This is a genomic window from Streptomyces sp. WAC03905 (genome assembly GCF_057371075.1).
Genome location: NZ_JBXYDZ010000003.1, coordinates 4,696,587 through 4,709,105, shown reverse-complemented (window position 1 = coordinate 4,709,105; position 12,519 = coordinate 4,696,587). Strand labels below are relative to the sequence as shown.

The 12,519-nt window shown below is 68.0% G+C and carries 15 protein-coding genes; 9 read left to right on the top strand and 6 right to left on the bottom strand.

From position 1 onward, the window contains the following. Positions 1–8: 8 nt before the first annotated feature. Both AC2RP6_RS23825 and rsmI read right to left on the bottom strand, forming a co-directional pair. On the bottom strand, positions 9–503 hold the full coding sequence (locus AC2RP6_RS23825) for a hypothetical protein (protein ID WP_486448040.1): 495 nt from the start codon (positions 501–503) through the stop codon (positions 9–11). Between the two features lie 160 nt (positions 504–663). Further along, positions 664–1,581 (bottom strand): 16S rRNA (cytidine(1402)-2'-O)-methyltransferase, encoded by a 918-nt coding sequence (gene rsmI / locus AC2RP6_RS23820; protein ID WP_486448039.1) that lies wholly within the window; start codon positions 1,579–1,581, stop codon positions 664–666. 130 nt (positions 1,582–1,711) lie between these two features. Here rsmI and AC2RP6_RS23815 point away from each other — a divergent pair, with 130 nt between their 5' ends. The 3 genes from AC2RP6_RS23815 to AC2RP6_RS23805 all read left to right on the top strand — a co-directional run bounded on the left by AC2RP6_RS23815 (position 1,712) and on the right by AC2RP6_RS23805 (position 4,651). Next, the gene (locus AC2RP6_RS23815) at positions 1,712–3,439 is read left to right on the top strand and encodes a dolichyl-phosphate-mannose--protein mannosyltransferase (RefSeq protein WP_486450422.1); all 1,728 of its coding nucleotides are present in this window, start codon (positions 1,712–1,714) and stop codon (positions 3,437–3,439) included. A gap of 202 nt (positions 3,440–3,641) precedes the next feature. Then, on the top strand, positions 3,642–4,094 hold the full coding sequence (locus AC2RP6_RS23810) for a GntR family transcriptional regulator (RefSeq protein ID WP_486448038.1): 453 nt from the start codon (positions 3,642–3,644) through the stop codon (positions 4,092–4,094). Continuing rightward, complete coding sequence (locus AC2RP6_RS23805) at positions 4,091–4,651, top strand: HD domain-containing protein (RefSeq protein ID WP_486448037.1); 561 nt, start codon at positions 4,091–4,093, stop codon at positions 4,649–4,651. The genes AC2RP6_RS23810 and AC2RP6_RS23805 overlap by 4 nt, the downstream gene beginning before the upstream one ends. On the opposite strand, the gene AC2RP6_RS23800 is transcribed toward AC2RP6_RS23805, so the two are convergent. The 4 genes from AC2RP6_RS23800 to AC2RP6_RS23785 form a co-directional block, all read right to left on the bottom strand. Beyond that, on the bottom strand, positions 4,634–5,596 hold the full coding sequence (locus AC2RP6_RS23800) for a reverse transcriptase family protein (protein WP_486448036.1): 963 nt from the start codon (positions 5,594–5,596) through the stop codon (positions 4,634–4,636). The two genes, AC2RP6_RS23805 and AC2RP6_RS23800, sit on opposite strands and share 18 nt — an antisense overlap. 126 nt (positions 5,597–5,722) lie before the next feature. Then, on the bottom strand, positions 5,723–6,463 hold the full coding sequence (locus AC2RP6_RS23795) for a hypothetical protein (protein WP_486448035.1): 741 nt from the start codon (positions 6,461–6,463) through the stop codon (positions 5,723–5,725). A 75-nt stretch (positions 6,464–6,538) separates the two neighbouring features. After that, the gene (locus tag AC2RP6_RS23790) at positions 6,539–7,012 is read right to left on the bottom strand and encodes an NUDIX domain-containing protein (RefSeq protein WP_486448034.1); all 474 of its coding nucleotides are present in this window, start codon (positions 7,010–7,012) and stop codon (positions 6,539–6,541) included. A 14-nt stretch (positions 7,013–7,026) separates the two neighbouring features. After that, positions 7,027–7,779 (bottom strand): helix-turn-helix domain-containing protein, encoded by a 753-nt coding sequence (locus AC2RP6_RS23785; protein ID WP_486448033.1) that lies wholly within the window; start codon positions 7,777–7,779, stop codon positions 7,027–7,029. Between the two features lie 992 nt (positions 7,780–8,771). On the opposite strand from AC2RP6_RS23785, the gene AC2RP6_RS23780 reads away from it, so the two are divergent. From AC2RP6_RS23780 to AC2RP6_RS23755, 6 genes are all read left to right on the top strand, one after another. Next, on the top strand, positions 8,772–9,035 hold the full coding sequence (locus AC2RP6_RS23780; protein WP_486448032.1) for a DUF6284 family protein: 264 nt from the start codon (positions 8,772–8,774) through the stop codon (positions 9,033–9,035). Beyond that, the gene (locus AC2RP6_RS23775; protein ID WP_486448031.1) at positions 9,035–9,310 is read left to right on the top strand and encodes a DUF6303 family protein; all 276 of its coding nucleotides are present in this window, start codon (positions 9,035–9,037) and stop codon (positions 9,308–9,310) included. Before AC2RP6_RS23780 ends, AC2RP6_RS23775 begins: the two co-directional genes overlap by 1 nt. After that, positions 9,307–10,320, top strand: coding sequence for a DUF2637 domain-containing protein (locus AC2RP6_RS23770; RefSeq protein WP_486448030.1), 1,014 nt, complete (start codon positions 9,307–9,309; stop codon positions 10,318–10,320). Before AC2RP6_RS23775 ends, AC2RP6_RS23770 begins: the two co-directional genes overlap by 4 nt. Next, entirely contained in the window at positions 10,317–10,541 is a 225-nt protein-coding gene (locus tag AC2RP6_RS23765) for a hypothetical protein (RefSeq protein ID WP_486448029.1), read from the top strand. Before AC2RP6_RS23770 ends, AC2RP6_RS23765 begins: the two co-directional genes overlap by 4 nt. Beyond that, the gene (locus AC2RP6_RS23760; protein ID WP_486448028.1) at positions 10,541–10,876 is read left to right on the top strand and encodes an RRQRL motif-containing zinc-binding protein; all 336 of its coding nucleotides are present in this window, start codon (positions 10,541–10,543) and stop codon (positions 10,874–10,876) included. The genes AC2RP6_RS23765 and AC2RP6_RS23760 overlap by 1 nt, the downstream gene beginning before the upstream one ends. A gap of 183 nt (positions 10,877–11,059) precedes the next feature. Beyond that, complete coding sequence (locus tag AC2RP6_RS23755) at positions 11,060–12,499, top strand: hypothetical protein (protein WP_486448027.1); 1,440 nt, start codon at positions 11,060–11,062, stop codon at positions 12,497–12,499. Positions 12,500–12,519: the final 20 nt, after the last annotated feature.

Genomic DNA, 12,519 nt, shown 5'->3' with positions numbered 1-12,519 from the left:
GGCCGATCTTATGACCGGTGGAAGAACCCCATCAGCCGGGAGAACAGCCCCCCGCGCTTCTCGGCCTCGCTGACGGCGACGGGTCCGGGGGCGTCATGGGGTTCGGCGGCCCCGCGGGGCTTGGGCGTGCGGGGGACGTTCGCTCCGGCCGGCACCGGTCCGGCGATGCCGGGGGCGATGCGGTGGTGGTAGAGGTGGTCGATCATTCCGAGGACCGAGGAGACCTGCCCCGCCCGCATGATCCGCACGACGTGCCCGCCGCAGTTCATGCAGGTCGGGTTGGACAGCGGGGAGGGCACCCGCTCACCGTCGACCGTGTACATGATGAACGGCTCGCCCCGGCCGTCGACGTGGTGCTCGATGCGGTAGTCCTGCTCCCAGCCGTACCCGCAGCGCATGCACGCGAAGGAATAGGCCTCGTGCACGGTCTGCACGTCGGGGCTGGAAAAACGCGCGGGGGCCGAGGCCTGGACCGGTACCGGGGTGTCTGCGATCTCACTCATGCCAGCTCCTCTTGTTCCACTGGTGCCTCTGCCAGTGGACGCCTCTTCGGGCGGGAGCGCATCAGGTCCTGTCCAGTGTTGGACGGCCTTTGGCCGACTCATGCCCAAAGCGCCCGGCGCGCGGTCTGAGCTTTGCTTTTCAGGTTAGCTCTTTACCGGTTTATGGCGCCTTTCGTGCCGCATTCTTTGCCGCCACGACAGCGTCGAAGACATCGCGCTTGGGTACCCCGGCCTCGGCCGCGACGGCCGCGATGGCCTCCTTGCGGCGCTCCCCCGCCTCCTCGCGCACCCGCACCCGGCGCACCAGCTCCTCGTCGTCCACGTCGCCGGGGCCGGCCGCCGGCGCGCCCTCCACCACGACGGTGATCTCCCCGCGGACGCCTTCGGCGGCCCAGGTGGCGAGTTCACCGAGCCCGCCGCGCTTGACCTCCTCGTACGTCTTGGTCAGCTCGCGGCAGACCGCGGCCCGCCGCTCGGCGCCGAAGACCTCGGCCATCGCCGCGAGGGTGGCGTCCAGCCGGTGCGGGGCCTCGAAGTAGACGAGCGTGCGCCGCTCGCCCTCGACCTCGCGCAGCCGGCCGAGGCGCTCACCCGCCTTGCGCGGCAGGAAGCCCTCGAAGCAGAACCGGTCCACGGGCAGCCCCGACAGCGCCAGCGCGGTGAGCACGGCGGACGGCCCGGGGACCGCGGTGACCTTGATGTCCTTCTCCACGGCGGCGGCGACCAGCCGGTAGCCGGGGTCGGAGACCGACGGCATGCCGGCGTCCGTCACCAGCAGGACGCGCGCCCCGCCGGCCAGCGCCTCGACCAGCTCCGGCGTGCGGGCCGACTCGTTGCCTTCGAAGTACGACACGACGCGCCCGGTGGTGTGCACGCCGAGCCCCTGGGTCAGCCGGCGCAGCCTCCGGGTGTCCTCGGCGGCGACGACGTCGGCCCGCTCCAGCTCCGCCGCGAGGCGCGGCGGGGCGTCGGCGAGGTCGCCGATGGGGGTGCCGGCGAGGACGAGCGTGCCCGTCCGGCCGTCGGCCGATGCGGCTGGGGAGGCGGGTTCGGTGCCGTGGGGCTGGTCAGTCGTCACCCGCCCATCCTCTCAGTCCCGCGGCGTCGCACGGCCCGTCACCCCACGCCACTGGGGCGTACACAGATCTCTTCCCTACGATGTGCCGGTGACCAGTACCGCGACGCCGCCGCCCAGCCCCGCGGGGGCCATGTCCTCCGCATCGGCCGGCGGCGCAGAAGAGCCGTCCACCTGGCTGCGCGACCTGCGCCGCTTCGGCTACGCGCCGCGTTCCGGCGCGTCGCCGCACGCGGACGTCCGCACCCGCCTGGTGCCCCCGTACGCGAAGCCGTCCCGGCAGCTGTGGCTGACCTTCGGGCTTCCGCCGCAGGTGTGGGGCACCTGGGAGCGCATCGTGGCGTGGGCCGGTCCGTTGCTGGTGGCGCTGGTCGCCGGCGTGCTGCGGTTCGTACACCTCGGCAGTCCGAAGGCGGTGATATTCGACGAGACGTACTACGCCAAGGACGCCTGGGCCACGATCAAGCAGGGCTACGAGGCGAACTGGCCCAAGGACATCGACAAGTCGATCCTCGCCAACCCGGACGGGGTCGCCCTGCCGGTCGACCCGGGTTACGTCGTGCACCCGCCCGTCGGCAAGTGGGTGATCGGGCTCGGCGAGTGGATGTTCGGTCTCACCCCCTTCGGCTGGCGGTTCATGACCGCCGTGCTCGGCACCCTGTCGGTGCTGATGCTGTGCCGGATCGGCCGCCGCCTCTTCCGCTCGACGTTCCTGGGCTGCCTGGCGGGCGCGCTGCTGGCGGTGGACGGCCTGCACCTGGTCATGAGCCGTACGGCGCTGCTGGACCTGGTGCTGATGTTCTTCGTGCTCGCCGCGTTCGGGGCGCTGCTCATCGACCGGGACCGGGCGCGCGCCCGGCTCGCGGACGCGCTCCCGGTGGACGACGAGGGCCGGACCCGTCCCGACGCGAAGATCGCCGAGACGCTGCGGCTGGGCCTGCGCCCGTACCGGATCCTGGCCGGGGTCTGCCTCGGGCTGGCCGCCGGCACGAAGTGGAACGGCTTCGTCGTCCTGGCCTTCTTCGGCATCCTCACCGTGCTGTGGGACGCCGCGGCCCGCCGCACCGCCGGCGCGGGCACCCCGTACGCGGCGATGCTGCGCCGCGACGCGCTGCCCGCCTTCGTGTCCACGGTGCCGGTGGCGGTCGTGACGTACGTGGCGTCGTGGTCGGGCTGGATCTTCAGCCCGGACAACGGCAAGGGCGGCTACCTGCGCGACTGGGCGGCCAAGCACGACCAGAACAGCTCGCTGTCCTTCCTGCCGGAATGGGTGCGCAGCCTGTGGCACTACGAGACCGAGGTCTACAACTTCCACGTCGGCCTGACCTCGGGGCACACCTACGAGTCCAACCCGTGGAGCTGGCTGGTGCTGGGCCGGCCCGTCTCGTACTTCTACGAGTCCCCCGAACCGGGCACCGACGGCTGCCCGGCGACCGCGGCGGGCAAGTGCGCCCGCGAGGTCCTGGCGCTGGGCACGCCGCTGCTGTGGTGGGCGGGCTGCTTCGCGCTGCTGTACGTGCTGTGGCGGTGGTTCTTCCGCCGTGACTGGCGGGCGGGCGCGATCGCGTGCGCGCTGGGCGCGGGTCTGCTGCCCTGGTTCAACTACCAGGAGCGGACGATCTTCTACTTCTACGCGGTGGTCTTCGTCCCGTACCTGTGCCTGGCGGTGGCGATGATGATCGGAGCCCTGCTGGGCCCGGCGGGCTCCTCGGAACGCCGCCGCGCCCTGGGCGCGATCGGCGCGGGCGTCCTGGTCCTGCTGATCGTGTGGAACTTCATCTATTTCTGGCCGATCTACACGGGCCAGACCCTGCCCATGGACTCCTGGCGCGGCCGCATGTGGCTGGACACCTGGGTGTGAGCAGGCCGATCGGGGGAATCTGCGGCGGGACCCGAGTAGCCCGAGGTGGTCGTTGCTGGCCCTCTCTGGTCACCAACGGCCACCCCGGGACGGCCCACAGACGGCCCAGCCCTTGGCCCCCTTCCACTGCCGCCAGGACATGTCAAAGTGGTCCGCGCGGGAGTCGTGCAGACGTCCGCGCGAATCGGATCAAGGAGGATGCGTGCCGAACCCGAGCCCGCGCGGGACGTACCTGACGATTGCCGAGGCTCTGCGCGAGAAGATCGAGAAGGGCAAGATCACAGAAGCCCTTCCGTCCGAGGCTGAGCTGATGCACACGTACGGCGTCGGGAGATCCACCATCGGACGGGCCTTGAAGACGTTGAAGAATGACGGCCTGATCGAATCCGTCCAGGGCGCCGGCTGGTACGTGACCGGTACGGGTGATCGACGGCCGTTGGTCGACCGCGTGACGGATCTACTCCGTGCCGACGCCCTGACGGTGGGTGACATCTTCCCCTCCGAGAAGGAACTCTGCGATGCCTTCGGAGTCTCCAGGACGGCCGTACGAAGCGCGATTGCGCAGATGGAAGGGCGAGGCCTCATCGTCATGGGCCCCGCCCGCCGACGTCACGTCCGGTCGCTACCGGACGACAAGGGGGTTTCTCAGCCGTGACAACGACCGACCTGACTCGCCACGCTTACGGCCTTGCTGAGGCCCTGCTCGCCGAGCCCCTCCCCCGCAGGTGGTCGCACTCATTGGGGGTTGCCGGGCGGGCCCGGTCTCTGGCGCCGATCCTCGGTGACGACGCTGCCCTCATGGAGGCGGCCGCAGTGCTGCACGATGTGGGCTACTCGCCTCGTATCGCGGCAACCGGGTTCCACCCCCTTGATGGCGCCCGCTTCCTCCGCGATCAGGAAGGTGTGGACGAGCGAGTCGTCCGGCTGGTCGCTCACCACTCATGCGCGCTTCTGGAAGCCGAGGAGCGCGGGCTCCGGCATGAGCTGGAATCGGAGTTCGCGCTTGAGGAGCCGTCCCTCGTCGACGCCCTCGTGTTCTGCGACATGACGACGACTCCCGACGGTGCACACACCACCTCAGAGGCCCGAGTATCGGAAATCGTCGGGCGCTATGGACCGGATACCATCGTCGGCCGATTCATCCAGAGGGCTGCTCCAGAGATTCACGCCGCCGTGCATCGTGTCGAAGAACGCCTAGGACAGGTCACATAGACCCTCTTCATCCCCTTCAAGTTCCTCTTCATCAGCAAGTACCTCGAAAGCTCGCAGCAGTGGGTAGCCGACATCTGGCTCGACCGCAGCGATATAGCACGCCCAGCCCATTAGGCGACGTCGAAACATCCCATCGTCCTTACCGCCAAACTCTGTCATATAGGCGGCGTAACCGAATTTCGATATCACGTGCAAGATCCATCGCATCTTACGCTTTACCCTGCGCGGAATACGCGGCCCGTCCGATTCACCGACATACAAACCGGTAACGTATTGCGGACCGCCGCGGCGCATGAAGACGGTCTTGCGCGTGTTTACCGACCAGCCAGCGTCGTCGAGAATACGCGCGATGTCCGCCGAGTGGCGGTCAGTGACATCTCCAGAGAATGTCAGATCGTCCACGTATCGCGTAAAAGAAAGACCCTCCGACCGCGCATACTCAGCGAGGGAGCGGTCCGTGCTCAGGAAAGCCAGATTAGACAGGAGGGGCGATGTACTCAGCCCGATCGGCAGCTTGCCGCCGATAGTAACGAGGTTGACGGCAAGTTCCGCAGCCTTCTCCTCATACCCTTGCTCTCGCAACAAATCCCGTATCGTTGCGGCCCCAATAGACGGAAAGAAGTCCTCAAGATCCATGCGCAAGACGCACTTCTTTGCAAGGTGCCGACTGGCATTGCTGATCGTGGAACGTCCGCGAACGAACCCGTGAACGTGGTCGGGAGCTTCATACGAGAACAGACTCGTAAAGCTTCGATGCAGATTCTTGCTAATCGTATCGAATGGCGACTTCAGCTCGAATACTTCTCGTATCCCGCCATGCTTCTTGCGATGCGCCCGCCGGACGTAGAAGATCCCTTCACCCGCAGGAAGATTTGCGGATAGCCATTCCAGATCCTTGACCGACAAAAAGGCTTGCTCCGCCAGGTGATCAACCGAAAAATCCACTGACCCCCCTGCGGTAGCACGTAAGGAGGTAGGGCCACACTCCCGTGCAAGGACTATCATGCAACGCACGCGAACTCGCGCACAACGTTGACCGCGACCCTACCTCGGGCGCGACTATACCACACGTCAATGAAGTGGGTCCTTTCGACTGGAAATGCGGCCATGCTCGAACGAATAGAGCATAGAAATAGACGGCTCAATCTCGCGGAATCCTCTGTAAGCCCACTCCGTAGGGTCCAAGGTGCGTCCGTGTTGAAGCCACCTAGCTACGGCTGCCATGACATAGTCGATAATTGCGGTAGACATGTAATCGCGCTTGGCGACCATTTCGAGATTCAATTTCGGCAGCGGTGCCGTTTGGCCGATTGTTTTGTGGGCCTGCTTGGTGACGGCATTCGACAGTCGGCCGATGATAGATGCCATCTCTTCGCTCTGCTCTATATAGCAAAACAGCTCGGATCGATTGCGATGCCGGATCAATACATCACTCAACAACTTTACATACATAAACTCGATTCGCTCGGATTCTGTACCACCGGCGACGCCCATTCGATTAGTGACGACCATATACGTCTTAAAGAAGGTGGCCCGCATCAGTTCTAGAAATGGAACAGAAATCTCCACCGGATCGTTCGCTCTGTGAAAGCCGTACTTGCGGAATTCTTCGAAGCTGCCAAATCCGGTCAGGCTACTCCTCGCTTCTAGGCGTTTGTACAAATCGCGAATTCTCGCCTCAACATCTTCCGCATCCTCACCCAGTTCGACCGCGCCGACGATCAACGGCTGGGAGGCATTTCCGTTTCCCGACTCATCCATAAATATTTTCACTAAATAGCCTTTCATGTAGCCTGCCGCAGCGGCCGCCAAGCTATCCGCACCATCGCACTTTGAGGGACCCACACCCTATACGGGAAAGCCTCTTGGGGCCGCAAGGAGTTCTACTCACCCGATGTAGGGGGCCGACCGAGAAGCATCAAGTCCGTGGGCGATCCTGAGCCGCATTGACGGGTGAATATCGAGAGTGTCAATGTCTGCCAGGTCCACCCACCGGACCTCCTTGGATTCCGAACTTATGCGAAGAGAACCGCCTACGGGACGCGCACGGAAACAGATACTGAACTGCTGTCGCACCTCTCCGTCGTCGTACGCCATGACATGCTGGGGGTCGGTGTAGACGCCGACGATGTCTTCTACGACGACCTGGATTCCGGTCTCTTCATCGACCTCTCGCACGACCGTATGTGCGATCTCCTCCCCAGCATCGTGACCACCGCCAGGCAGTGCCCAAAGGTCGTTGTCGGTCTTGTGGATGAGCAATAGGCGACCCTTCTCATCACGCACAACGGCCGTCACCGAGGGCACGACCGAATTAGCCACAGGGGCGTTCGGGTCACGGAAGTAATCAATTCGGCTCATATGTTGGCGCCTCCTCAATCCGTAGGTGACGTGATCCGCCGAGCGGACTCCCAGACCCGCTCGACGCTCTCCGCGTAGGTGTCAAAGAGTTCACCCCCGGGAACTCGCTGGAGGTGAAGAACCGGAGCCATGTAGGCGCCGACACCGAAGACGTGTCCGTTGGCCAGCAACTCGTCATCGCCCCTATAGATCGAGTTGTAGAGCGTCGTCGCGTGGAGCCTGAACTCCACTCCGGGAAGCCGGAACAGGGGCGCATAGTTCACCAAAGCATTCCGAATCTTGGAGGCCATCGCCCCGCCGATTCCCTCGTCCTCACCCCGGATGGCGACGGCAGGACTCGAAGGATCTCCAAGCATGAACCGGACAGGCACGCCGGCGGCCGACTTCTCTCGGACCAGCCGATGGAATTGCGCGTCCTCGGTGAGCCAGAATCCTGAGTACACCAGCACGTCAAAGTGAGAGACCACGTCGGCAAACAGCTTCGTCCAAGCCGCGGCGGGGACGACCGACCGATGCGGGTAGAGGGTGACCAATTCGGCTCCGCTGGACTCTGTCACCTCGTCCGAAGTCCGCTCGTCCGGCCAGAGGTACGAGACCTCTCGCCGCAGCATCGACGCCAACGCGTACTGGAACCGCCTGTACGGCTTGCGCTTTGGGTCGCTGATCCAGCGCTCCACCGTCTTCGGTGACACCCCGAGACGCTCCGCCACCTGCTCCAGCTTGAGGTTGCTCTCGACGATGGCTCCGCGGAGCCTCTCGTTGGCCATACGACCTCCCCCGCCTAGGACGCCCTGGGACGAGTTGGACTGTAGCGAGTAGGGCGCAAGTCGTACATGCGCGGAGTCCAACGTCCAGCACATCCCAGCCATGCTGGTCACGTCGCTGCGAAAGGCGGCGGACCCGACATCCAACAGCGAGCCGCTTGACGGCACGGATTCGATCTGCCACCTTGAGAGACATGTAGTACATGCCTCGCTTCGGCGGTGTGCGTGGCATCTCACGTGCTCCGGCGTGGCCCCGTGTCGCAAGGCACGGGAGACCTTCCCAGGCCTTCCACGTCCCGCCGTGAGTCGCAGGTCTTTGAGAACTGAACAGTGATCGTGCGGGGCTGACGCGAGTCGGCGGTCACGGTAGGTGCCTAGGGCGAGGGCCCGGGGGCAAACCGCCGTGGTGGACGCCAGCTCCCCCTATGCGCTTGGCAGGCGCCACCCGGTCTCGGGTGTGGGGATGTACAGCGGGGCCCCAACGCACGTGGCGGCAAGAGTGAGACCGCCCCCGAGACGACCGGGTGATGTCGTCGGCGGCACGCCATCCTGCACCGACTCGTGCAGGCCGCCTGCTGGCGTCAGAGCAGTGATGATGACGCACCCGATCCGTGGGCTCGGGACCGGACGGCCGTGACAACGGCCGCCGATGACGCCCACCACACCCAATCTGACCGGCCGTTGAGGAGGCTTCGCGATCCGGTTAAGACCCTTGGCCGTCGCCCTGCTGGACCGGCAGGGCGACGTTGCCCTTCGCGTCTCCCCGATCCGCCGCGCGAGCGCACCTGGAAAGCCGGTGATCCGCGGAATCGGGACACCCGCGCGGCACTAGCCGCGCCGGCTGCCTCCTCCGCCCGTCCACCGCCTTCACGCGGTGAACGGGCGAGGTTGAGGGGAGCTGGAGTTCTTCCTGTTCCACAACGGCGTGCAGCCCCGGTGCGCGAACACCGGGGCTGCTGTTCGGGCCCGTTCCTGTCTGAGAGGAGCAAGACCCAATGAAGTCCATCGTTGCACGTCACACGGGTGTTACCCCGCTTCCCGCCGACCTGGAGCCGTCGGACGCGGAGCTGAACGAGATCGAGGCCGAGATGGATGTCGTCCTGGCCGAGGTCGAGTTGCTGGACGCGCTGATCGTTCTGCTGGACCGGCCGGCGTCGGAGTTCGACGGCCGCCGGATCCGGCGGGCGCACCGGAGGGTGCTGGCGGCCCGCCGGGACGCGGCGAACAAGAGCTGCCCGGTTCCGCCGGCGGTGGCGTGATGCGCGGCGCGCACCTGGTCCACCGGGACGGCCGGTGGCGACTGTTCGTAGCGCTGCCTGGCAGCGTGGCGCACTGGCCGACGCACTACTTCGCGGGGCGGTCCGTGCCGAGTGTTCAGGAGCGCTCACGGGCGCTCACGGCGCTCGGCTTCGCGCTCACGGATGGTGCGGAGTGGTCCTGGACCGAGGACAGGGAGCGGGTGGACGACCCGTCCTCGCCGGTCATCCTGATCGCCCTCGCGCCCGTTGAACCGGTGGTTGGGGGTGTGTCGTGAGCGATGTTCATCTGCGCTCATCGGAACGCGCGTTGGCGTTCGGGACGTGGCTGATCGTGAGCGGGGCGATGCTCTACTCGATCCTCACGGTCACGCCGCTGATGGCCGCCCACACCCCGGACGCGTGGGACTGGACGGCACCGATCCTGCCGCTCGTCGTGGACGCGGCGGTGCTCATCGTGGTCCGTCTCGACTCGGTCCTGGCCCGGATGGGCGGGCACGGCGGGCCGTGGCCGGTGGCACTGCGCTGGATGACCGGCGCCATGACGCTCCTGCTGAACATCGGGGCATCCGCCCTGGTCGGGGACATGGTGGGGGTTGCGGTCCACGCGGTCGCACCCCTGCTGCTGATCGTCACCGCCGAGGCCGGCCTGGCCTACCGCCGTGCCCTGACCGCCGCCGTTCTAGCCGCCGAGGAACGCACGCAGGCCCAGCGGGACGCGGCCGTACGGGCGGCCGCGGAGCGCGAGCAGGATCGGCTGCGGGCGGAGCGTGAACGCCGCGAGTACGAGGCCGCGCAGGCGCGTGAGCTGCGTGAGCATGAGGCGAAGCTCGCCCGGGAAGCGGACGAGCGGCGGGCCCGGATCCTTCGTGAGGAGGCCGACCGTGCGGAGGCTGCGCGGCGGGCCGAGCAGGAGGCACGGGACGCGCGTGAGCGCCGTGAGCACGAGCGTGAGCAAGCCGAGAAGGCCCGTGAGCAAGCTGCCCGGCAAGCCGCCGCCCAGCGCGCGGCCGAGGACCGTCGCCGCGCCGAACAGGAACGCCAGGAGGCGGCCGAGCGGGCGGAGCGTGAGCGCGTCGAACTGCTCGCCGCCGGCCCCGCCAACGGTCGGCTCGAAGAGGCGCGGGCGCGGCAGGTCGTGCAGGCCGCGTACGCGGCGGGGCTGACGCAGCGGCTGGCCGTCGAACTCACCGGCTGGTCCGCCGGGTGGATCGCCGCCCGCTACCAGGAACAGCGCGAACTCACCTCCCCCACCCCGCGCCCGGCCCTCGAAGGAGCCACCCCGTGAAGCTCTCCCCGAACACCGCACCCGTAGAGCCGGACAACCTGCTCATCCGCTTCCACAACCAGATCGGCGCCGCCGTCGACGTCACGGGCTCCGTCAACCGGGCCCGCTGGTCCTGCCACGGATGCGGCGAGGCCCACGTCGACTACCACCTGAGCATCACCCGTGACGACGCCAACGGACATGCCGCGGCCTGCTGGGCCGCCTACCACCGCGTCCGCTAATGGCCACCCTGCCGGCCTACCCCTGGCGCCTTGCCCCCGACGGGCTCGCCACCCGCCGACAGCTCCGCGCCCTCGGCCTCCGCCCCGGAGGCCAGGATGTCGTCGCCCAGCTGGAGCGGCCCCGCCGCAGGCGCGGGCCGCTGGTGGCCTACCTCTACCGGATCGACCGGGCACGACCCGTCCGCCCGATGACCGAACGGCGGGCCGCGGCCCTGGCGAAGGCCAATGCGGCCCGCCGCCGGTGCCCGACCTGCCAACGCGATGCCGGATACGTGATCCCGGCCTCGCTCGGCATGTGCACCCCGTGCGCCTACCCCGAACAGCGCGTCGCCTGATCAGCACGAGAGCCCGGCCGTCCACCTTCCACAGTTTCGGCCGGGCTCTCTCTCCCGTGAAGGAGCACGTTCAGCATGACCGAGACAGTCGTCGAAGTGGTGCCGCAAGCACCATCTGCTCCAACTCCGCTCGAACCCAAGGGTTCTGAGGTTCTGGCGCCGTTGCCGGGTGTTCCGCTGGCTGTGGCCGGGGCGAATGCCCTGGGTGCGGTGGCGGCCGGCGCGGTGGCCGTGGGCGGTCCGGCCGGGTTGGCCGTGACCGGTGTCGTTGTGAGCGCCGCCGCGGCCACCGGCCTCGTCCGCCGCATCGCCGCCCGCCGGGCGGCCAGCAAGCCCAAACCCCTTCCCCAGCAGCGCACCCCGGCCGGGGGCCGAGACCGTTCCCCGTCCTCGCCGAGCGAGTCGGGCGGCGGCCACCACCGCACGACCGGACCGCGTTCCGGCGGGCTGCTCGGCAAGGGCCCGGGATCTTCCGCCGCTGGTATGCGGGCGGCGGTCCGCAACCTAGGCCGCCGCCGCCGCGCCGACGGACGGATCGGAGAACCTCAGAACCCGGGCACGGGACGGACCGCCCCGCCCGCGGGCGGGGCGCCCAACAGCCACAGCAGCAAGCGCAGCACCCCCACGTCCCGCCCGGTCTCGTCCGGCGGTACCGACAGGCCGCAGCGCCGTTCCGGTGGCGGGCTGGTCAAAGCGGCCCGGCGGGCCGCGGTCCGCGCGGCAGCGGGTGCGGTCCGGGCCGGGCACGCCCGCTACACCGCCGGCGCCCCGACCCGGACGGCGAAGGCCGCCGAGCGGTCCGCACGGCGTGTGGCGAGGGGTGAGGCGAAGGCCCGCCGCCACTCCGGCCTCGACGCGGCCGGCAACCGCACCCCCAAGCCCACGGCCACGCCTGCGGCGATACGGCAGAAGGCCCTGCGCCGCTCGGCCCTGCGGCACGCCGCCCGGATGACCGGCAGCGCGCTGCTGGCCGCGGGCGCCGGGCTGGTGTCGGGGGTGTGGAACTGGAAGAAGCCCGGCGTCACCACCCGGCACGTGCGGGCCGTGTGGCGGCGGCTGGCCGATCGTGCCCGGCAGGTGAAGGCCGCACGCGATGCCGCGATCAACGGCACGGCCACCGACGGCACTGAGCCCGAGGTGCCGGTTCCGGCGACGCAGGTGAACAACCCCAACCGCCCCAAGGACCGGCTGCTCGCGCCGGTTCTGCAGTCCGTGAAGTCCCGGCCCGTCGTTCTGGCGGGGGCCGACCGTAGTGGAGGCATCGTGTCCGAGTCCGGTACCGCGTTCACCCGCCTGTCCGACGCCGCCGAGGTCATGCTCCAGGCCGCGTCGACGTTCGACCCCGAATACATGGCCGAGTTCCAGGCCCTGATCGACGACCTGCCCGAGGCCATGTCCACGGTGCAGGAGACCCTGCGGGTTCTGGCGGAGCTGTCGCAGGAGAAGCTCCCCGTCGACCCGCTGGTGGTGGAGGAGATCGGCGAGGGCTACCGCGCCATGAGCCGCGTGGTCAGTGCCCTGGACGAGGTCGGCACCGTCTACCGGCGCGTCCACGCCGACGACATCGAGCGGATCGAGAACCCCCGCAACGGCATCGACGGCGAACGCCGCTGGAACGTCTAACCCCAACCCCCTGCACCACC

Bases quoted from the DNA above. Each gene is read 5' to 3' on its own strand.
- AC2RP6_RS23775 (WP_486448031.1), top strand. From the start codon at position 9,035: ATGCGCGGCGCGCACCTGGTCCACCGGGACGGCCGGTGGCGACTGTTC.
- AC2RP6_RS23790 (WP_486448034.1), bottom strand. From the start codon at position 7,012: ATGAGCCGAATTGATTACTTCCGTGACCCGAACGCCCCTGTGGCTAAT.
- AC2RP6_RS23785 (WP_486448033.1), bottom strand. From the start codon at position 7,779: ATGGCCAACGAGAGGCTCCGCGGAGCCATCGTCGAGAGCAACCTCAAG.
- AC2RP6_RS23815 (WP_486450422.1), top strand. From the start codon at position 1,712: ATGTCCTCCGCATCGGCCGGCGGCGCAGAAGAGCCGTCCACCTGGCTG.
- AC2RP6_RS23780 (WP_486448032.1), top strand. From the start codon at position 8,772: ATGAAGTCCATCGTTGCACGTCACACGGGTGTTACCCCGCTTCCCGCC.
- AC2RP6_RS23825 (WP_486448040.1), bottom strand. From the start codon at position 503: ATGAGTGAGATCGCAGACACCCCGGTACCGGTCCAGGCCTCGGCCCCC.
- AC2RP6_RS23760 (WP_486448028.1), top strand. From the start codon at position 10,541: ATGGCCACCCTGCCGGCCTACCCCTGGCGCCTTGCCCCCGACGGGCTC.